We start from the raw sequence: 19,181 nt of genomic DNA, 5'->3' as shown, positions 1-19,181 counted from the left end.
TTTCAACGGGTATGGAACAGAATTCCCTTATCATCATGCAAAAGTTCTTCCGTGGCAATTCGTGCAGACAATAAGACAATTGGAACGCCAGCACCAGGGTGTGTGCTGCTTCCTGTGAAGTAAAGGTTCTCACAATGAGTAGCTTTACTTTGCGGGCGCATATGATTGCTTTGTGCCAGTGTAGGCTGAAGGCCGAAAGTAGCGCCATTATATGCATTAAAACGCTGTTCGAAATCAGGCGGAGTCATATACGATTCAGAGACAATCTCCTGTTTAACATTTTCGAACCCTTTGACTTTTTCTAACGCATCTAATATATGGCCTCTGTAGTGTTGAATCGTTTCATCATTCCACTCATATTGGGAACAAGATTTGTCGGACACAGGAACGAGAATGTAAAGACCGTCCTTTCCTTCCGGTGCAAGAGTCGGGTCTAACTTAGAACCGATGTAAACATAGAAAGAGGCGGTATCGAGACGCTTTCCGGTAAAGATGTCATTTAAGTTCTGTTCAAGCTCTTCGTTGAATATGAAGTTATGTGCATTTGGCACTTCTTCATATTTTTTATCCATTCCGAGGTACATAAGGAAACAGGAACAAGAATATTTCATATTATCAATCTTTTTATCGGTATATTTTCCTTTAGCTTTTGGTTCTTTAACAAGATTTTTCATCGCATAAGGGAAATCTGCATTGCACATAACAAAGTCTGATGAAATTATTTCTCCATTCAGCCGAATTCCTGTCGCTTGACCGTTTTCAATGACAATTTCGTCAACTGGTGAATTGTAATGAACCGTACCGCCTAATTCCTTAAATAACCGTTCCAGCGATTGAGCCAGCGTATACATACCGCCTTTGATGAACCATACTCCATACAAGAACTCGATCATTGGAATCATTGTATAAAGCGAAGGGCCGCTGTAAGGGGACACACCTATGTACAATGTTTGAAAACTAATCATTTGTTTCAGCCGTTCGTTCTTAATGTATTTACTGATGAATGTATCTGCGTTATCAAATGTTTTCAATTTCAGACCTTGACGCAGCATGGACGGATTGTAGAAATCCGATGGTTTACGAAAGGGCTTTTGAAGAAAATGTTCTTTAGCAACTAAGAAACGTTTATAGATAACTTGAAGATATTCCAGAAACCCTTGAGCATCCTCATCACCAAAAGACTCGAGTGTTTTGGTTAATTCGATGAGGTCGGAACTGATTTCATAGTGGTCATCGTCTTGATCACCAAAGTAGACGCTGTACATAGGATCCAGGCGCTGCATCGGTATATAGTCATTCGGATTCACACCGCAAACTTGAAATACTTCCTGATAAAGTTCAGGCATCATTACGATCGTGGGTCCTAAGTCAAACTGGTAACCGTCTTGTTGAATTCTATTCATTTTCCCGCCTGGTAACTTCTCTTTCTCATAGAGCGTGACGTCGTACCCAGCATGCTGCAGCCTGCATGCGCTTGCTAATCCGGCAACTCCGGCACCGATGACTATAACGCTTTTCTTCAAATTTATCTCCCCAGTTCTCTATTAGTCGTAAATAAATTTACTTGTATAACGTTTTGTGATAACATTGTACAAGAGTTGTATAAAAAACCCTTAATTAAAGATTTAATTCCCATTATACATGATTTTAAACATTGTACACGAATATATTTTGTACAACGTTTATCGTTGAAACTTATAATAGTTTAGCAATAACATTGCAAAATGATTTTTAGGGAAAGAGGCACGCATAATGAAGACAAATCAACAACAAGGGCTCCTTGTAAAAGATGTTTCTGAAATGACCGGTTTGTCGAGACAAGTTATTCGTAAATGGGAAGATCGATATGGGATCATATGTCCTAAACGACATGAAAATGGCTACCGGCTGTACACGTTTGAGGATGTTTCAACGCTTATGAAAATTTGCGGGTTGCGGGAGAAAGGACATACACTTAAAGAATCGCTGCATCTTGTTCGTTCTCAGCATATTCCAGAAGCTGTTCCTAAAGAACCGTTAAGTGAATATGTCCTGGAGCTTTTGGAAAAAGGATCTAATTATGATGAAGCTGGCCTGATACTGCTTTTAAAACAAGCACATCACAGACATGGATTGGAAAACTTTTTGAGTAATACGATTCAGCCGCTAATGCTGGAAATCGGAAAGTTGTGGGAGAACGGAGAGTGGGATGAAAGCCAAGAGACGATTACGAGCCTGGTGATTCGTGATTTCCTAGTTCAGATTCGAAGGAATTTTGAACTGGAGGATGGCGCCCCGATTATACTTGGCAGCTGTTTGCCAAACGAAACGCATGAAATTCCGCTGCATATCATCTTGCTTCAAACGATGATGCATGGCTGGCAAACGATTGCAGCCGGACCTTCCCCTAAGCTGTCGTCGATAGAATACTTAGTGCAGCGTTTGAAACCGAAAAAACTGTTATTATCAGCGACAACGACCATTCCATTTGAACAGGATCCATGCTTGTTTGAGAAACTGGAAGAAATTGCAGCGAGAAATCCATACACTGAGTTTTTTATAGGAGGTCATGGTGTATTTAGTCACGAAGTTTTTTTAGCTCCTAAAAGAATCCGGATTGCATATTCCATGGAAGATGTTTTAAATTGAACCTTGAAACAGGATGAGATGAAGTTCGTATTAGTAGTAAAGGGAACTGTTAAGTCTCACTAAGATTGTGAACAACTAAAAAGAGGTGAAGAACATGGACAATAGTCAGCCATTCAGAATACCGGAGTTTGTTGCAGATCTCGGAAAGAAACGGATTGAAGGATTCCCTGTGGAAGGTTTTGTTTATGGCGAAGGACCCCGTCATCCGAAACTGATGCTAATTGGTGAAGCGCCTGGTGAGACGGAAGCGCTTGGGGGCATTCCGTTTACAGGAAGAGCGGGAAAAGAGCTTATGAAATCACTGGACTCCATTGGACTTACAAGGGAAGATGTATATATAACAAGTGCAGTTAGAAGCCGGCCATATCGTTATGGTCATCGAAATGAGAGAGACGGCACCCTGACTGAGCGTAAATACAATCGCCCTCCTACAAAACATGAAATTCTTGCACATGCGCCTCTCTTGGATTATGAAATCGCGAACGTCCAGCCGGAACTCATCGTTACTTTGGGGAATGTCAGTCTGCAAAGATTAGTTGGCAAACATGCTAAAGTGACGGAAATGCATGGGAAACCGCTGAGTCAATCTGTGCATTTTTTACGTGATTTAGAGGACGTGAAGTATGAACTGACGGATGAACTCTACACCATTGTCCCTACTTTTCATCCAGCCTCTATTTTTTATCGGCCTTCCCATCGACCATCACTGGAATCAGATTGGCTCGAAATCGGACGGATTCTTCAGGAACGAAACGAACAAAAACAATCTAGTGAAACTATAAGTGAAAGCAGGAATATAGATGGGACGTAACTTGGATACAGTTAAGGAACCGAAACAAACAAAAGGATCATTGAAAGAGTTTTCCAGATTACTTAAACAGTTGGACTGGCCGAAAGGTGTCACAATTGCGGCATTAGTATTGGCGCTCTTTTCAACACTGGCAAGTCTGGCAATCCCTTTAGTGACCAAACAACTCGTTGATTCATTGACAAGCGACTTGTTTAATTGGAAAACAGCTATTTTCCTCTTTGCTGTATTTTTAATCCAGGCGCTGCTTGGCGGGATGTCTTATTACATGCTTGCCTATATCGGTGAAACGATTGTTGCGGATCTGAGGACAAAACTCTGGGCAAAGGTCCTGCGTCTGCCAGTCCCTTATTATGATGAAACCGAAACCGGTGAAACAATGAGCCGGATTACTCAGGATACTACGATTTTGAAGCAACTGGTTTCCGATCATTTGGTGTCGCTTATTACTGGAATCATTTCCATTATCGGAGCGATTGCGATTCTCTTGTATTTGGATTGGAAGATGACGCTCATCATGCTGATCAGCATTCCAATCAGTATGGCAATCATTTTTCCTTTGGGCCGCGTCATGCACAAAATTGCCAAAGCGACTCAAGCTGAAATGGCAAAATTCTCTGGGCTCTTAGGTCGTGTGCTTGGGGATATACGTCTTGTGAAAGCCTATCGTGCAGAACCGTACGAACAGGAAAAAGGGTCTGCTGCTATTCGCACGTTATTCGGTTTTGGATTGCGGGAAGCTAAAATTCAAGCAGTGATATCACCAGTTATGACCCTGATTATGATGGGGATTTTAGTCGCAATCCTAGGGTATGGAGGAGCACAAGTTTCAAAAGGTGCATTGTCCGCAGGTACACTGGTCGCAATCATTTTTCTAATGTTCCAGATTATTGTCCCGTTTGCTCAAATGGCTCAAGTGTTTACAGTATTCCAAAAAGCGGTGGGAGCTACGGAACGCATTCAACAGATATTAGGCATGAACAGTGAACGTACCGAAGGGATAACGGACGATCCTGAATCGGCACTTGCCTTTCAAGAGGTATCGTTTGCTTATGAGAGCGAGAAGCCTGTTCTGAAAAACGTAACCTTCCGTGCCATTCCGGGGACGGTTACTGCATTTGTCGGTCCGAGCGGCGGCGGTAAGACGACGCTGTTTTCTCTTATTGAACGATTTTACAAACCTGTATCAGGCTCGATCCTTCTTGGCGATCGACCTGTCGAAGAAATCGAACTATCGGACTGGCGCGGCCGAATAGGCTATGTTTCGCAGGAGAGTCCCTTACTAAGCGGTACCATTGTTGATAATATTGCTTATGGACTGGCGGTGCGTCCATCGCTTGAACAAATCCGGAACGCTGCGGCCGCAGCGAATGCACTTGGGTTCATCGAAGAGATGGAAGACGGTTTTGACACACTGGTCGGTGAACGCGGCATGAAACTTTCAGGCGGACAGCGGCAGAGGATTGCTATCGCCCGGGCATTATTGCATAACCCGTCGATCCTTTTGCTGGATGAAGCGACATCGAATTTGGATAGTGGATCTGAAACACATGTCCAAGAAGCACTCCAGCGGCTAATGATGGGGCGTACGACACTAATAATTGCGCACAGATTATCAACAGTTATCGATGCGGACCAATTAATCTTTTTAGAAAAAGGGTCAATTACTGGCGTTGGAACGCATGCCGAATTATTGAAAACACATAAAATGTATGAAGAATTTGCAGCAGGGCAGGGACTTACTGCAAATCATTTGTTGTAAGAAAAGGACCTTTCGTTTTGAAGGGTCCTATTTCTTTTGTCTCTTTTGATTCTTAAATGGATTGCAACCTGTGAAACTTGGGTAGACCTTTAAATACAATGAATCCATTTCCAGCTGGCTGACAAAGTGAATTGAAATCTGCAGTTGTTGAATGATAAAAGGAGGGATGCCCTATCCATCAGCCGGTTGAACAGCAATTTTTTGAGCGTCCCGTATTGGAACTTGCGAAAGACTTGATTGGGAAACTGATTGTTCATGAACTCCCGACAGGCACAGTCGTTGTCCGCATAGTCGAAACGGAGGCCTATCATGGAGCGGAGGACCAAGCTGCCCATAGTTTTAAAAGCAGAAGGACCAAGCGGACAGAAGTGATGTTTGGTGAACCAGGCAGTGTTTATACGTATCAAATGCACACACATACTCTTATGAATGTTGTCAGCGGACCTGCAGGTACTCCGCATGCGGTGTTAATACGCGCCGGGGAACCAGTGGAGGGACTGGAGTTCATGCGAGAGCAGCGCGGTGAAAACCTGGCGATGAAAGATTGGACAAACGGACCGGGTAAGTTGACAAAAGCACTTGGCATTACAATGAAGTACTATGGTCATCATTGGACAAAACAACCGCTGTATATTGCAAATTCTGATGCTGTAGGTGAAGTGGTTACAAGCCCCCGAATCGGTATTTCGAACGCTGGTGAAGCAGTTCATTACCCTTGGCGCTTTTTTGAAAAGGACAATGCTTTTGTATCTAAATTCCGTCCTTAGGTTTAGTTTTGGCAGGGACGTGGAAAATAATGAAGGTAAACAAACTTAATTAATTAAAAGGAGTGCATGTGAAAATGGCTAAGATTGCAACTGTACTTACGAATATGTTTGAGGACTCAGAATACGCAGATCCGGCAAAAGCTTTCCAAGACGCCGGTCATGAAGTAGTTACTATAGAAAACGAAGCAGGTACTGTCGTTAAAGGCATGAAAAAGGGCACACCTGTCAGAATCGACAAAGGGATTAGCGAAGTGAAGCCGGAAGACTTTGATGCGCTTTTCATTCCAGGCGGATTTTCACCAGATCAGCTCCGTGCTGACGAACGTTTCGTTAACTTCGCAAAAGCTTTCATGGATGCAGACAAACCTGTCTTCGCAATTTGTCATGGACCGCAGCTCTTAATCACTGCGAAAGCATTAGAAGGCCGTGACGCAACAGGTTATAAATCGATTCGCGTTGACATGGAATACGCAGGCACTAAATTCCATGACAAAGAAGTTGTAGTTTGTCATAACCAGCTTGTCACAAGCCGGCAGCCGGAAGATATTCCTGCGTTTAATCGGGAAGCCCTTAAGTTACTCGAAGCATAATTAATGAAAATTGACGTATTGTTGAGAAGGCCCCTTATGCGGGTCTTCTTTTTTGAGTGAGTTGAAAACACGTTAAAGGAGTGGTAAATTAAACAAAGCAATATACATAGAGAATAGCCTGGAAAGTGGCGGGATGGGAGGCTGAAGCATTGGGAGAATGGTTATTAGTGCTTGTCATCAGCTTTGTCCTATTTTCATTTATGCTCTACTTCGTGGTGCGGAATGCAATTGACAATTCAGCAAGACTGAAAAGACTCGAAGGAATACTCGATGAGATTTCAGAAGATTTGAAGAGAATGAAATAAACTGTTTTGTGTTAGCTTGTTTACGATTTAGGGGGAAAACGCTTGAAAGTTTTAAAGATGGGAAGCGCTTTTATAGGAATTATCGTCGGAGCTGGATTTGCTTCGGGGAAAGAGATTGTTCAGTACTTTACCAGTTTCGGACTGCTTGGAATCATAGGCGCAATCATTTCTACTGTTTTGTTTGCGTATTTCGGTATGGTTCTAACTCGGATTGGGAGCCGTATGCAAACGACTTCCCATAAAGAAGCGGTCTATACAATCAGCGGGAAATACCTTGGGTTCATTGTCGATGCCGTGATAGTCATCACGTTGTTTTCTGTAGGTGTTGTCATGATTGCTGGTGCGGGATCCAACTTGAATCAGCAATTTGGACTGCCGCCATTCATAGGAAGTCTGCTTATGGTCGTCTTGGTATTTTTAACGGTCTTATTGAAAGTCGATCGGGTCGTGTCTGTCATCGGAAGCATTACACCGTTTCTCATACTTGCGATTGTCATCATTTCAGTTTATTGTCTGACAACTATGACGGAATCTTTCTCAAGCTTGAATAGTGTTGCTACAGCCGTTCAAACCCCTTTGCCGAATTGGTGGTTCTCTGCCATTAACTACGTATCGTTCAATATGGCTGTGGGGGCTTCCATGGCGCTCGTCATGGGCGGAGCTGAGAAAGATGAAAAAGCAGCAGCACTTGGCGGTCTTGTTGGCGGGCTGGGGCTTGGAATCATGATACTACTCAGTCATTTAGCCATCTTCTCGAAAATAGATGTAGTCAAAGATGCAGACTTGCCAATGCTTGCAATCATCAATGACATTTCACCGATTTTGGCGATTCTGATGGCGATTATTTTATACGGAATGATTTTTAATACGGCAGTCAGTATGTTTTACTCATTTGGAGCACGATTTGTACAGCGCGGTACATCGCGTTTTCGTTTGTTTGTATTCATCGTACTGGTAATTGGGTTCGGGCTCAGTTTCTTCGGCTTCTCCAAGTTACTGGACCTCATGTACCCATTCATCGGGAATATCGGATTGTTCCTTATGCTTACGCTGCTCATCGCATCGTTTAAATTACCTAAAAAAGCTATGCGAAGTTCAAAATAAAACTAAAAAACAAGCCGTCATCGCGCTAACGATGACGGCTTGTTTTTGTTAGTTAAGCATGTGCAAGTTCAAGTTGTACCGCAGGACCAAAGAATTCAAAGTGTACTTTTTCTTTGTCGATGCCCATTGCATACAATTCGCTGATAACAGCTTGCATGAACGGAGTCGGACCGCAGACGTATACGTCGCTTCCTTCTAAAACATTCTTCTCAAGGAATGAACGGTTGATGAACCCGTCACCCTCTTCAGAGTAAAGCGCTGCATAGCTGGAAGTTGCAAGAGATTCATCCATTTCACGAACGACTTTGTCGAATGCCTGATGACTGCGAGTTCGAGCTGAGTGCAAGAATGCTACAGGACGTTCTGGTGTAGTTGTAGCAATTGTTTCGTACATTGCCATCATTGGAGTGACTCCAACACCGCCGCTGATGAGTGTGACAGGAGAAGCATTCTCTACGTCTAGGTAGAAGTCTCCTGCAGGAGCGCTAAGCTCAACGATATCTCCTACGTTTAACTTATCATGAAGGAAAACAGATGCTTTACCATTCGGATTGTTTTCTCCTTCACGTTTTACAGAAATACGGAATGACTCGCCGTTCGGTGCTTGAGAAAGGCTGTATTGACGGATCAGCGTATTCTTCTCGCCTGGAATTTCAAGTTTAATGCTGATGAATTGTCCTGGTTTGTATGTTGGCACTTTACCGCCATCGACTGGTTTAAAGTAGAACGATGTAATAACATCGCTTTCTTTGATTTTATCAGCAAGGACAAAACCTTTGAACAACTTCCAGCCGCCTTCTTCAGCTTCCATCTCATCATACATGGACTTTTCTACGCCGATGAATGCGTCAGCGATGATGCCGTACGCTTCTTCCCATGCTCCAAGAATTTCCGGAGTTGCTGCATCGCCTAGCACTTCTTTGATGGCACCAAGAAGGTACTTTCCAACGATCGGATATTGTTCTGGAACGATACCAAGTGAAACGTGTTTGTTTGCAATTTGGACAACTGCAGGAATGATTGCTCCTAAATTGTCGATATGTTTTGCTGCTGCAAGTACAGTATTAGATAATGCCGTTTGCTGGCGTCCTTGTGCTTGGTTCACGTGGTTGAACACGTTCAATAGTTCAGGATGCGCCTCGAACATATTTTTGTAAAACACAGTTGTTATTGTTTTGCCATGTTGCTCGAGAACAGGTACAGTGGATTTAATAATATCAATTTTTTCTTGGGATAACATAATTGACACGACCTCTCGTAGTTGATGAATTAATCGTAATCCTAATGAATTCAAAAAGCTATATAAAAAATACATCTTTAAAGACTGTTCGAGTTTTAGTCACAATTCATTCAAGGATTAGACAAAAAATACAGCAACTCATAGAAGGAATGGTGAACGAGATGCGTTTAACGCTCTATACAGACTACTCGTTGCGTGTTTTGATATTTTTGGCTGCTAAGCCTGAACACGAATTATCGACGATAGCAGAAATATCTGAGGCATTCACGATTTCTAAAAATCATTTAACAAAAGTCGTGCATGAACTCGGCAAGGCAGACTTTATTGAAACGGTCCGGGGCAGGGGCGGCGGGATCCGTTTGAAGGTTTCGCCAAAGCATATTAATGTAGGAAACGTTGTCCGTAAAACGGAAGACGACTTTCAATTGGTGGAATGCTTTAATCGAGAATCCAATATGTGTGTGCTCGCACCCGCGTGTCGCTTAAAAGGGGTGTTGCAAGAAGCTTTGCAAGCGTATCTTGCGGTATTGGACCGGTATACGATTGAAGACTTTGTACAAAATAAAGATGAAATCGGGCTGCTTCTGTTTCCGCGGCCCCAGTCGTGATGGTAAGATAGGAAAGATGCATTAGGTAAAGACATTAAGGAGGAATTCACTCATGAACAAAGTACTTGTATTTGGCCACAAAAATCCTGACACGGATTCAATCGCTTCTGCGATTACATACGCATATTTGAAACAACAAATCGGAGTGGATGCAGAAGCAGTTAGACTTGGCAGTGTTTCTGAAGAGACTGCGTTTGCATTGGAAACATTCGGTTTTGAAGCACCTAGACAAATCGACCGCGCAGCATCTGAAGCGTCAAAAGTAATTTTAGTCGATCATAACGAAAAGCAACAAAGTGTGGATGATATTGAAGACGTGCAAGTGTTAGAAGTCATCGACCACCACCGAATTGCTAATTTCCAAACGAGCGACCCCCTTTACTATCGTGCAGAGCCGGTTGGCTGTACAGCAACGATTTTGAACAAGTTGTTTAAAGAACATAGCGTAGCGATACCGAAAAATATTGCCGGACTTATGCTATCGGCAATCATTTCCGATTCGCTGCTGTTCAAATCTCCTACATTTACTGAAGAAGATCGAAAAGCAGCCGACGAACTTACAGAAATCGCGGGCGTAGACCCAAATGTTTACGGCTTGGACATGCTTAAAGCGGGTGCAGACCTTAGCAGCAAAACATTGGAAGAGCTCATTTCACTCGATGCGAAAACGTTCGAGGTCAATGATGTGACGATGGAAATTGCGCAAGTTAACGCGGTGGATCTGAGCGACGTCCTGAATCGCAAGGAAGAGTTGACAGAGCTGTTGACGAATGTAGTATCTGTGAAGAAACTTGATTTATTCTTGTTTGTGATCACGGATATTATTAACAATGATTCGATTGCCATTGCAATTGGTGAAAAAGCATTCTCGGCAATGACGGCATTCAACGTTGTACCAGCGAATGACATGGCCATATTAAACGGAATTGTATCGCGTAAAAAGCAAATCGTTCCGGTATTGACAGAAGCATTTAAGTAAAAATGATAAAAAGCTGCGGGGTGATTTGTTCAATCACCTCGCAGCTTTTTTAATAGGAATGGCTTGCAAATTGCCCGCAGTTTTCGATTCATTTCTTAAAACCGTTGATTCCACAATGCTGCATCATGGCTTCTACTGTAAATCGAGAGGACGTGAAGCGGGTCCCTCTAACACAGAACCGTCCTTCCTGAAACGGGAACCATGACATGCACAATCCCACGTTTCATCCCCTTTGTTCCAGCGGGTTCGACATCCCATATGAGTACAAATAGGTGCACCTGTCCGAGTCACATGACCTCCTGCGAATTCCTTCAGCACAAATCCCGTTGTTTTCAAAGCCTGGAACAAGCATGTACCAAAGCCTGTACGGTCAGGTGCGTATAGAGATGCGGCAGGGTTCGGCTGGCCTGTAATCTGGTCCGTAACAATTTGTGCGGCTGCGAGCGAATTCGTCATGCCCCATTTGCGGAAACCTGTACAAATATGGACATAAGGCATCGCTCTTGAAATCGGGCCTGCATAAGGAATTACATCCGGAGTCGACGGATCTTGCGCCGACCAGCTATGGATCGGTTCCCCGAGATGATAGACGGATTGCAGCTCTTCGGCCAAGCGATTGTAATGAAGGTCGGTATTGCTTGTAACACCGGCTCTATGATCCTCCCCACCGAGTAAAAAATGCGGTCGCCCGTCGATGAATACCGTCCGTATTGAGCGTTTCGGTTCATCCACAGATAAGTATTGATTCTGCAGCGGCATATCCGCAGGCGCAGATAAGAGATAAGACCGTTTCACTTCCAGCTTCAGAATATTCATGCCCCGCAGCGCTTCAATTGGATAATGTGTACATAATAGAAGTTCGTCGAAGTGAATGACGATGCCGGATGAAAGCTGGAGGGACTTTGCTTTCAAATCCATCGAATGCACATCGGATTTTTCACATAATTGCGCGCCTTCAGAAACAGCCAGTTTTGAAATGTGCTGACCAAATCGAACGGGATGAAGCTGTGCCTGATTCGTGAACGTAAGCGTTTCTTTTAAAGAAAGAGGTAATTCGCAATTCAACCGTCGATCGAAAGGAATTCCAAGTGCTTGATAAGCATCGGCTTCCTCCCTTAAAGCGTTCACTCCTGCAGGGGTGCGTGCGAATAACACGGAATTCGTTGTGCGCAATTCGTCTCCTTCGGCAATGGACTGCGCGAACCGAATCGCGTCATCATTCGTCCTATAATAGACTTTTGCAGATTCTGTGCCGAATTTCTTAAGTATGTCTGCATAGACTAAATCATGCTGCGTCGTTAGTTTTCCGGTCGTATTACCTGACGCACCTTCAAGCACACGATCCTTTTCAAGCAATAACACTTTTTTACCAGCTTTAGCTAGTAAGTACGCTGCAGTGAGACCGCATAATCCACCTCCAATAATACAAACATCGCAGATTGTATCAGAAGCAGGCGGGGGATAGGTGTCACGCGGATAGGCTGTTTCTAGCCAGAGTGAGTTCAACAATGTGCATCCCTCCGTGTTCGTTAAGTTCATATATGTCCATCTTCGCCAGAAACCAAAAGATTTAACAGAGCGGATTAAAAATACACGGACTCTCAGGGATTGTTAATGTTCAGCAAGTAGAATGAAACGATAAAGAAAACATGTCCGTACCTCTTGTCAAATCACTAGATTCACAGCATACTGTTATAGTGGTACGTACATTCGAAAGGATTGGGTGGAATGGCTAAGCAACAATGGCTCAATGAGTTACAAACAACAATTACTAAGGGGCAGCTTTTGCTGGATGAATCCCTTTCCAATTATACAAAAACAGAATTAGGCGGGCATGCTGATTTGCTGGTGATCCCTGAAACAGTTGAAGAGATGCAATCGACTGTCCGTTATGCATATGAATACGATATCCCTTTATTATTGCTCGGGAATGGATCGAACATGGTCGTTCGTGATGGAGGAGTCCGCGGTATCGTGTTGCATCCTGTTAAATTGGATATGATTTCTGTGAATGGAACGCATGTCCATGCTGAAGCAGGTGCACATATTATCGACGTTTCGAGAGCTGCTGCAGCGGGCGGACTTACGGGATTTGAATTCGCCTGCGGTATTCCGGGTTCAGTCGGCGGGGCAATGGCGATGAACGCCGGGGCATATGGCGGAGAGATTAACGACATCATCGTGAAGTCCACTCTTATGAATCGCAAGGGAGAAATCTTTGTTTTGTCGAAAGACGAACTGGAACTCGGGTATCGGAAAAGTATTATTGCTGATGAAGGATATTTCGTTATTTCTTCAGACTTCAACTTGGAATACGGAGACCAAGAGGCCATCGATGCCAAAATGGCCGACTTGACGTTTCAACGTGAATCCAAGCAGCCTTTAGAGTATCCCTCGGCAGGAAGTGTATTTAAACGTCCTCCAGGCTATTTCGCAGGGAAACTGATTCAGGACAGCGGTCTTCAAGGAAAAGGAATCGGCGGCGCAGAAGTGTCAACGAAGCACGCGGGATTCATCATCAACAAAAATCACGCTACTGCCACGGATTACATCCAAACAATTGAGATGGTTCAAGCAGAAGTGAAAAAACGTTTCGGTGTAGATCTTGAACGTGAAGTGAAAATTGTCGGGGAATCAGCGGAGTAATCGTATAACATGCAGCAAAACAAAAAGCAGGGAGTGCTTCGGCACTTCCTGCTTTTACTTAACATTAAACGTCGATTTTGCAGCTGACTAATGACGGATCTTCAACACGGTCATCTGTGATTCTCACTTGACACATTTTGCCGTCATGCATGAATTTAAAGATGCCGTTATTAAAATCGGTCCCCGTCTCTTTGAAGAAAATCCCCTCGAATCGGGCATCCTTAGTGTAGTTGAACGTAATCCGGAAACCTTCTCCGTCATCCGTCAAATAGGCGCGCAGTCCTTTTTCGAACAGTCCTTCTACATCATGCTTGATGGAACGTGCTACGGAAACTACATGAAAATCGACAAATGTAATTTCACGCAGCAACACATTCATGAAAGAACCTTTCGTAATTTCTTCCCAACGGCTTTGTGCGGTTTGTCCGATAATGATCTGAGTGACATTCCGATCGTGCGCCACTTGTTTAATCACTTTTGCGGTGGGTCTGTTTTCGTCATCGCGTACGATGAATTCATCCGCTTCCAACTCCTCCGCAAGTTCACGCCACCGATCGATGTAATCCGATTTATCTGCATCCATATCATCAAGCGGCCGCGGATCCACAGTTAATATATATAGAGGGCAATCCATTGCGCTTGCCATCTGGTGGCCTCTGCGAATGAGCCGCTCTCCGTTAGGTCCGTAATATACACAGACGAGGATGCTTTCGTCCATGCGTCCTTTCACTTTACCCATGTAGTCTTCCACCTCCTGAGAATCCGAATACCAGGCGATCACCTGCTTGACCGTATCGCTTCAAGTGCGATTGAAGTAAATGTTGTGTATACTTTATAGTGAATCCAAAAACACAACCGTCAATGGTTGAACGCTAATCCTGAAACTAAACACAAGTTTCGGGCTTGTTCACTGTACTCATATGGCACTCATTATCGCCGGCTTTTCCATCCGAGTCAAGCCGTCACAGAGAATATCTTCGGATTCGTGAAATCCCCGTACCAGTATTGCTGCTGCAATTTATGGATTAACCATACATGTGAAGACTCTGATGATAGGACCCGTGTTTTCTTTTTTTGATAGGGGGTACGACGAAATGATCATTCCAATACTTATTCTGGTGCCTTTTTTGGCATCGCTTTTTGTTCCGTTGCTTTATACATATGTACGCAGTAAGAGAATCGGCTGGATGGTATTACCGGTTCCATTGATGTTGTTTGTAATTCTCAGCCTTCAGATTCCAAACCTCGCTTCAGGCGAGAATCTGTTCCACACAATCCGGTGGTTGAATTCCGCCGGTATCCACTTCACTACCCACTTAGACGGCCTCAGCATGATTTTGGGTTTGCTCATTACAGGCATGGGGACGCTCGTTGTTATGTATTCCATCTATTATCTATCTGAACGAGAAGCGCTTGGCCGTTTTTATATGTATCTATTGCTGTTCATGGGTTCCATGCTCGGTGTCGTCTTCTCAGACAACATCCTGGTCCTTTATGTGTTTTGGGAATTGACAAGTGTTTCTTCCTTCTTGCTTATTGCTTTTTGGCATCAGCGGAAAAACTCCCGTGCTGGCGCAAAGAAGGCGATGCTGATTACAGTGACCGGCGGAATCGGTATGCTTGTCGGTTTTCTTATGATGCACCATATGACAGGGACGTACAGCATTCAAGAGATGATCGGTATGGCGGAAACGCTGCCAGCGTACGATCTTTTCATCCCGGCGATGCTGCTTATTTTACTAGGTGCCTTCACAAAGTCTGCTCAGTTCCCGTTCCATATTTGGCTGCCGGATGCGATGGAAGCACCCACGCCGGTCAGTGCTTATTTACACTCCGCTACGATGGTTAAGGCGGGGATTTACCTTGTCGCACGCTTCATTCCTGTATTTGGAGAAAGTGAACTTTGGTTCTATTCGGTGACGTTCATCGGTTTATTGACCTTATTATGGGGATCATTCAACGCGGTCCGTCAAAATGACTTGAAGGCGCTGCTTGCCTATTCAACCATCAGCCAGCTTGGTCTCATTATGAGTTTACTAGGGATCGGTTCAGCTGCGATGTTAGAAATTTCAGGGGCGGATAAAACCATTTACACCGCTGCCGCATTTGCAGGCCTTTTCCATTTGATCAATCATTCAACATTCAAAGGCGCGTTATTCATGATTATCGGGATTGTTGACCATGAACTGGGGACGCGGGATATTCGAAAACTTGGCGGACTGGCTGTATTCATGCCGATTACATTCAGTATTGCGCTTGCAGGCAGTTTTTCTATGGCAGGACTGCCTCCGTTTAACGGGTTTTTAAGTAAAGAACTCTTTTTAGAAGCAAGTCTCGCTGTCCAGCACTTAGCGCTGCCGGGTGTCCACGTGTGGATTCCGATTGTCGCTTGGATAGCAAGTGTCTTAACATTCGTCTATTGCATGATCATCGTTTTCCAAACGTTTTTCGGACGCCAGCAGCAGCAGCCTGCCTGGGTCGATCGCGGCGCGCATGACCCTCAACCCGGGATGCTCGTTGCGCCATCTATTTTAGGTGTGTTGATTGTCGGATTGTTCTTCTTCCCGAACGTTTTAGGCAAATGGATTTTAAAACCAGCGATGGCTGCGGTTTATCCATCGTTTGGGGATTCTGATTCACTTGTTCCGCATATCGCCGCCTGGCACGGTCTGAGTCCTGCTCTATGGATGACGATCGGAATTATCCTAGTGGGTACGATCCTGTACATTTTCCTTCATCAGTGGAGAAGAATCTATACGATATCTCCATTTAGCTGGAAGATTGATAACATTTACACGTTATTGCTGATTCAGCTGGAAGGGAACTCCTATCATCTGACCAATAAGTACATGACGGGGCATTTGCATCGTTATTTCACGTACATTCTGCTGTTTTTCATTGCCATGATGGGGACTGCATTGAGTTTTGTCTGGCGTCTCGCATTCAACTTTTCGGGGGATGCAACGGTGACTATGAACGAGTATATCCTCATCGCCGTCATGATGGCTGCGGCGATCTCCATACTATTCGTAAATTCCCGGTTGATTGCGATTCTGCTGAATGGGGTCCTCGGATTTACAGTTGCATTCCTGTTCGTTGTTTTGCGCGCCCCTGACTTGGCATTGACGCAGATCGTCGTAGAGACGGTAACTACTGTTCTATTCTTGCTCACATTCCGCTTCATGCCGGATTGGGAGAAAGAGAGACCACGCCGTCCAGTAAAAGCGCTGAATGCGTTCATCGCAGTTGCATCAGGACTAATCGTTATCGTGACAGCGCTGATTGTACAGGGAAACCGGCTGTTCGAACCGATTTCCAAATACTTTGAGGATGCAAAAACACTGACCGGCGGAGGCAATATCGTCAACGCGATTCTAGGGGACTTCCGTGCGTTCGATACGATGCTCGAAATTGTCGTTCTTCTGATCGGCGGACTCGGTGTGTATGTACTCATCAAGTTGAAAGATAAAAAGGACGGTGACGGCAATGAAAATCAATGACGTCATCTTGCGCACGGTTACGAAAATCGTCGTATTCATCATACTGACGTTCGGTGTCGAGCTCTTCATCTCCGGTCATAACGATCCAGGCGGCGGATTCTCCGGGGGGCTCGTCCTCGCATCAGCATTGCTGCTGCTGTATATGACGTATGATATCGAAACGGTCCATAAAGGAATCCCATTCGATTTCAAAAAGATTGCCGGGCTCGGTGTATTTCTAGCTGTAGGGAGCAGTTTAGTTCCTATGTTATTCAGTAACCAATTCCTGACACAAGAAAAAGGGGAGTTTGCGTTACCTGTTTTCGGAATGACCGAACTTTCGATGGTACTGGTGTTTGAAGCAGGTGTCGCACTAACTGTAGTAGGCGTCGTCGTGACGATTCTGCTGACGATCAGTGAGGATGTGAATTAAATGGAGACCTTAATTACATTACTGGTAGGCGTTCTCGTTATGGTGGCAGTCTATTTACTGCTCTCCCGCAATTTTGTGCGAATCATCTTAGGGACCGCAATTCTTTCTCATGCCATTCACTTGCTGATACTCGCGATGGGCGGTTTGAAAAAGGGAGATGCTCCATTGCTGACAGAAGAAGGTTCGACGTATTCGGATGCACTTCCGCAGGCGCTCATCCTTACTGCAATCGTCATCAGTTTTGCTGTTACGGCGTTTCTCCTCGTGCTGGCTTACCGGATTTACCGCGAAACGGGTGCTGATAATTTGGATGATGTAAGGAGAGAGTTCGATGACTAATGTTCTTGTATTGCCTGTTCTTATTCCTCTTCTTACTGCGATTGTGCTGACATTCTTCCGCAATTCGTTCATCATGCAGCGTTCACTCAGCTTCTTGGCGACAGCAGGTTCTGCGGGAATCGGTGTGTACTTGTTGCTGAAAATTCAATCTGAAGGAATTTTGCGATTGGACTTCGGGGGATGGAAGCCGCCATATGGCATTCTATTTGTAGGAGATTCGTTCGCACTGCTGCTGGTGACAGCTGCTGCAACCGTGACGAGTATTATTCTGCTGTACGCATTTTCAACAATTGGGGAAGCATTCGAAAGGATGTATGTCTATCCTTTCATGCTTTTCTTGCTGGCAGGCGTCAACGGCTCATTCTTAACGGGAGATATCTTCAACTTGTTCGTCTGCTTTGAAGTGATGCTGCTCGCGTCTTACGCTCTTCTGATATTGGGAGGGCGCAAAGTTCAGCTGGTCGAAGCATTCACTTATATTACGATTAATGTGCTGGCTTCATGGTTTTTCCTGCTCGCGATTGCGTATCTCTATGGCGCAACAGGAACCCTTAATATGGCGCAGCTCGCAGTGCGTGTTACTGAAAGTGGCCAGGGGCCAGTGCTGACGCTGATCAGTCTGATTTTCTTACTTGTTTTCAGTTTGAAGGCGGGATTGCTGCTTTACTTCTGGCTGCCAGGTTCATACAGTGCACCTCCAGCCGCCATTGCTGCATTGTTTGGCGCGCTGCTCACAAAAGTTGGGATATATGCGCTGATCCGCATGTTTACGCTCGTGTTCCATCATTCTCCTGAGATTACCCAGTCGATTATCGGAATCATGGCGGCGTTAACACTGATTGGCGGAAGCATCGGAGCACTTTCATCAAGAGATATCCGGCAAATCATTGCCTATAATGTTGTCATTGCAGTTGGTTTCATCCTAGTGGGACTGGCAGCTGGCAATGAAGTCGCGCTACAAGGCTCGATTTACTATGTGCTGCATGACATGGCGGTCAAAGCGATGCTATTTCTCGCTGGCGGTTTGATGATCTCATTGACAGGAAAAGCGAAAATCGGAGAGATCAGCGGTTTGCTGCGGAACTATCCCGCACTCGGCTGGCTGTTCTTCGTCGCCATGCTGTCACTGACTGGGATTCCTCCGTTCAGCGGCTTCATCGGGAAAGTATTGCTCGGAGAAGGACTGATTGAAGCGGAAACGTTTGTATTGCTGACCCTCGCGTTCGTGTCGAGTCTGTTTGTGCTGTATTCGCTATTGCGTATTTTCCTTAATTGTTTCATGGGGGAAGCGATTATCGGAAGCGAGGAACAAGCTGTATTGAAGAAACGGACGCTGCTGCCGATTGTGCTGCTTGGCATTTTGACGCTCGCGATTGGAATCGGTGCGGATGTGCTTGCACCGTTTGTGAATGATGCTGCTGCAACTTTGATTGATCCGCAATCGTATATCAATGCCGTGTTGGATAAAGAAGCGCTGCTCAAAAACTAGCGTG

At 44.7% G+C, this 19,181-nt stretch carries 18 protein-coding genes; 14 read left to right on the top strand and 4 right to left on the bottom strand.

Translation table 11 applies throughout. The annotated features are described in order from the left end of the window. Nucleotides 1-2 precede the first annotated feature (2 nt). A complete protein-coding gene (locus tag PGH26_RS14145; protein WP_323691677.1) occupies nucleotides 3-1,523 on the bottom strand; it encodes a phytoene desaturase family protein in 1,521 nt (506 codons plus the stop codon). Nucleotides 1,524-1,752: 229 nt separating this feature from the next. Between PGH26_RS14145 and PGH26_RS14140 the strand changes: the two genes are divergently transcribed. The 7 genes from PGH26_RS14140 (at nucleotide 1,753) to PGH26_RS14110 (ending at nucleotide 7,964) form a co-directional block, all read left to right on the top strand. Next, nucleotides 1,753-2,628: a MerR family transcriptional regulator gene (locus PGH26_RS14140; protein ID WP_323691676.1), complete on the top strand. Its 876-nt coding sequence runs from the start codon at nucleotides 1,753-1,755 to the stop codon at nucleotides 2,626-2,628. A 94-nt stretch (nucleotides 2,629-2,722) separates the two neighbouring features. Then, entirely contained in the window at nucleotides 2,723-3,439 is a 717-nt protein-coding gene (locus PGH26_RS14135) for a uracil-DNA glycosylase (RefSeq protein WP_323691675.1), read from the top strand. Beyond that, nucleotides 3,429-5,198 carry an ABC transporter ATP-binding protein gene (locus PGH26_RS14130; protein ID WP_323691674.1) on the top strand — a complete coding sequence of 590 codons (1,770 nt, stop codon included), beginning with the start codon at nucleotides 3,429-3,431 and terminating at the stop codon, nucleotides 5,196-5,198. Before PGH26_RS14135 ends, PGH26_RS14130 begins: the two co-directional genes overlap by 11 nt. 173 nt (nucleotides 5,199-5,371) lie before the next feature. Continuing rightward, the gene (locus PGH26_RS14125; protein ID WP_323693536.1) at nucleotides 5,372-5,965 is read left to right on the top strand and encodes a DNA-3-methyladenine glycosylase; all 594 of its coding nucleotides are present in this window, start codon (nucleotides 5,372-5,374) and stop codon (nucleotides 5,963-5,965) included. 74 nt (nucleotides 5,966-6,039) lie between these two features. Further along, nucleotides 6,040-6,555, top strand: coding sequence for a type 1 glutamine amidotransferase domain-containing protein (locus PGH26_RS14120; RefSeq protein WP_323691673.1), 516 nt, complete (start codon nucleotides 6,040-6,042; stop codon nucleotides 6,553-6,555). A gap of 149 nt (nucleotides 6,556-6,704) precedes the next feature. Further along, on the top strand, nucleotides 6,705-6,860 hold the full coding sequence (locus PGH26_RS14115; protein ID WP_323691672.1) for a hypothetical protein: 156 nt from the start codon (nucleotides 6,705-6,707) through the stop codon (nucleotides 6,858-6,860). A 57-nt stretch (nucleotides 6,861-6,917) separates the two neighbouring features. Next, nucleotides 6,918-7,964 (top strand): YkvI family membrane protein, encoded by a 1,047-nt coding sequence (locus tag PGH26_RS14110; protein WP_323693535.1) that lies wholly within the window; start codon nucleotides 6,918-6,920, stop codon nucleotides 7,962-7,964. A 52-nt stretch (nucleotides 7,965-8,016) separates the two neighbouring features. Here the strand turns inward: PGH26_RS14110 and hmpA are convergent, their stop codons facing one another. Further along, complete coding sequence (gene hmpA, locus PGH26_RS14105) at nucleotides 8,017-9,204, bottom strand: NO-inducible flavohemoprotein (RefSeq protein WP_323691671.1); 1,188 nt, start codon at nucleotides 9,202-9,204, stop codon at nucleotides 8,017-8,019. A 161-nt stretch (nucleotides 9,205-9,365) separates the two neighbouring features. On the opposite strand from hmpA, the gene PGH26_RS14100 reads away from it, so the two are divergent. Together PGH26_RS14100 and PGH26_RS14095 are read left to right on the top strand one after the other, a co-directional pair. After that, nucleotides 9,366-9,812 carry an Rrf2 family transcriptional regulator gene (locus tag PGH26_RS14100; RefSeq protein ID WP_323693534.1) on the top strand — a complete coding sequence of 149 codons (447 nt, stop codon included), beginning with the start codon at nucleotides 9,366-9,368 and terminating at the stop codon, nucleotides 9,810-9,812. A 52-nt stretch (nucleotides 9,813-9,864) separates the two neighbouring features. Then, a complete protein-coding gene (locus tag PGH26_RS14095; protein ID WP_323691670.1) occupies nucleotides 9,865-10,791 on the top strand; it encodes a manganese-dependent inorganic pyrophosphatase in 927 nt (308 codons plus the stop codon). A 132-nt stretch (nucleotides 10,792-10,923) separates the two neighbouring features. On the opposite strand, the gene PGH26_RS14090 is transcribed toward PGH26_RS14095, so the two are convergent. Continuing rightward, entirely contained in the window at nucleotides 10,924-12,300 is a 1,377-nt protein-coding gene (locus PGH26_RS14090; protein ID WP_323691669.1) for an FAD-dependent oxidoreductase, read from the bottom strand. 219 nt (nucleotides 12,301-12,519) lie between these two features. Between PGH26_RS14090 and murB the strand changes: the two genes are divergently transcribed. Continuing rightward, nucleotides 12,520-13,437 (top strand): UDP-N-acetylmuramate dehydrogenase, encoded by a 918-nt coding sequence (gene murB / locus PGH26_RS14085; protein WP_323691668.1) that lies wholly within the window; start codon nucleotides 12,520-12,522, stop codon nucleotides 13,435-13,437. A 64-nt stretch (nucleotides 13,438-13,501) separates the two neighbouring features. Here murB and PGH26_RS14080 read toward each other — a convergent pair whose 3' ends face one another. After that, nucleotides 13,502-14,176 (bottom strand): universal stress protein, encoded by a 675-nt coding sequence (locus tag PGH26_RS14080; RefSeq protein ID WP_323691667.1) that lies wholly within the window; start codon nucleotides 14,174-14,176, stop codon nucleotides 13,502-13,504. Between the two features lie 355 nt (nucleotides 14,177-14,531). On the opposite strand from PGH26_RS14080, the gene PGH26_RS14075 reads away from it, so the two are divergent. Genes PGH26_RS14075 through PGH26_RS14060 form a run of 4 tightly spaced genes read left to right on the top strand, consistent with a single transcriptional unit; the run spans nucleotide 14,532 to nucleotide 19,177 of the window. Continuing rightward, complete coding sequence (locus PGH26_RS14075) at nucleotides 14,532-16,937, top strand: Na+/H+ antiporter subunit A (RefSeq protein ID WP_323691666.1); 2,406 nt, start codon at nucleotides 14,532-14,534, stop codon at nucleotides 16,935-16,937. Further along, nucleotides 16,924-17,349, top strand: coding sequence for a Na(+)/H(+) antiporter subunit B (locus PGH26_RS14070; RefSeq protein WP_323691665.1), 426 nt, complete (start codon nucleotides 16,924-16,926; stop codon nucleotides 17,347-17,349). The genes PGH26_RS14075 and PGH26_RS14070 overlap by 14 nt, the downstream gene beginning before the upstream one ends. Then, nucleotides 17,350-17,688 carry a Na(+)/H(+) antiporter subunit C gene (locus PGH26_RS14065; RefSeq protein ID WP_323691664.1) on the top strand — a complete coding sequence of 113 codons (339 nt, stop codon included), beginning with the start codon at nucleotides 17,350-17,352 and terminating at the stop codon, nucleotides 17,686-17,688. After that, nucleotides 17,681-19,177 (top strand): Na+/H+ antiporter subunit D, encoded by a 1,497-nt coding sequence (locus PGH26_RS14060; RefSeq protein ID WP_323691663.1) that lies wholly within the window; start codon nucleotides 17,681-17,683, stop codon nucleotides 19,175-19,177. Before PGH26_RS14065 ends, PGH26_RS14060 begins: the two co-directional genes overlap by 8 nt. Nucleotides 19,178-19,181 lie beyond the last annotated feature (4 nt).

Source organism: Sporosarcina jeotgali (assembly GCF_033304595.1).
Classification (GTDB): Bacteria; Bacillota; Bacilli; order Bacillales_A; family Planococcaceae; genus Sporosarcina; species Sporosarcina jeotgali.
The sequence above is the reverse complement of the archived record's forward strand: the minus strand, read 5'-3'. Positions and strand labels throughout refer to the sequence as shown.

What these genes read in the sequence shown, in the direction of transcription:
- PGH26_RS14140 (WP_323691676.1), top strand. Translation starts at nt 1,753, where the DNA reads ATGAAGACAAATCAACAACAAGGGCTCCTTGTAAAAGATGTTTCTGAA.
- PGH26_RS14135 (WP_323691675.1), top strand. Translation starts at nt 2,723, where the DNA reads ATGGACAATAGTCAGCCATTCAGAATACCGGAGTTTGTTGCAGATCTC.
- PGH26_RS14130 (WP_323691674.1), top strand. Translation starts at nt 3,429, where the DNA reads ATGGGACGTAACTTGGATACAGTTAAGGAACCGAAACAAACAAAAGGA.
- PGH26_RS14120 (WP_323691673.1), top strand. Translation starts at nt 6,040, where the DNA reads ATGGCTAAGATTGCAACTGTACTTACGAATATGTTTGAGGACTCAGAA.
- PGH26_RS14110 (WP_323693535.1), top strand. Translation starts at nt 6,918, where the DNA reads ATGGGAAGCGCTTTTATAGGAATTATCGTCGGAGCTGGATTTGCTTCG.
- hmpA (WP_323691671.1), bottom strand. Translation starts at nt 9,204, where the DNA reads ATGTTATCCCAAGAAAAAATTGATATTATTAAATCCACTGTACCTGTT.
- PGH26_RS14100 (WP_323693534.1), top strand. Translation starts at nt 9,366, where the DNA reads ATGCGTTTAACGCTCTATACAGACTACTCGTTGCGTGTTTTGATATTT.
- PGH26_RS14095 (WP_323691670.1), top strand. Translation starts at nt 9,865, where the DNA reads ATGAACAAAGTACTTGTATTTGGCCACAAAAATCCTGACACGGATTCA.
- murB (WP_323691668.1), top strand. Translation starts at nt 12,520, where the DNA reads ATGGCTAAGCAACAATGGCTCAATGAGTTACAAACAACAATTACTAAG.
- PGH26_RS14080 (WP_323691667.1), bottom strand. Translation starts at nt 14,176, where the DNA reads ATGGGTAAAGTGAAAGGACGCATGGACGAAAGCATCCTCGTCTGTGTA.
- PGH26_RS14075 (WP_323691666.1), top strand. Translation starts at nt 14,532, where the DNA reads ATGATCATTCCAATACTTATTCTGGTGCCTTTTTTGGCATCGCTTTTT.
- PGH26_RS14070 (WP_323691665.1), top strand. Translation starts at nt 16,924, where the DNA reads ATGAAAATCAATGACGTCATCTTGCGCACGGTTACGAAAATCGTCGTA.
- PGH26_RS14065 (WP_323691664.1), top strand. Translation starts at nt 17,350, where the DNA reads ATGGAGACCTTAATTACATTACTGGTAGGCGTTCTCGTTATGGTGGCA.
- PGH26_RS14060 (WP_323691663.1), top strand. Translation starts at nt 17,681, where the DNA reads ATGACTAATGTTCTTGTATTGCCTGTTCTTATTCCTCTTCTTACTGCG.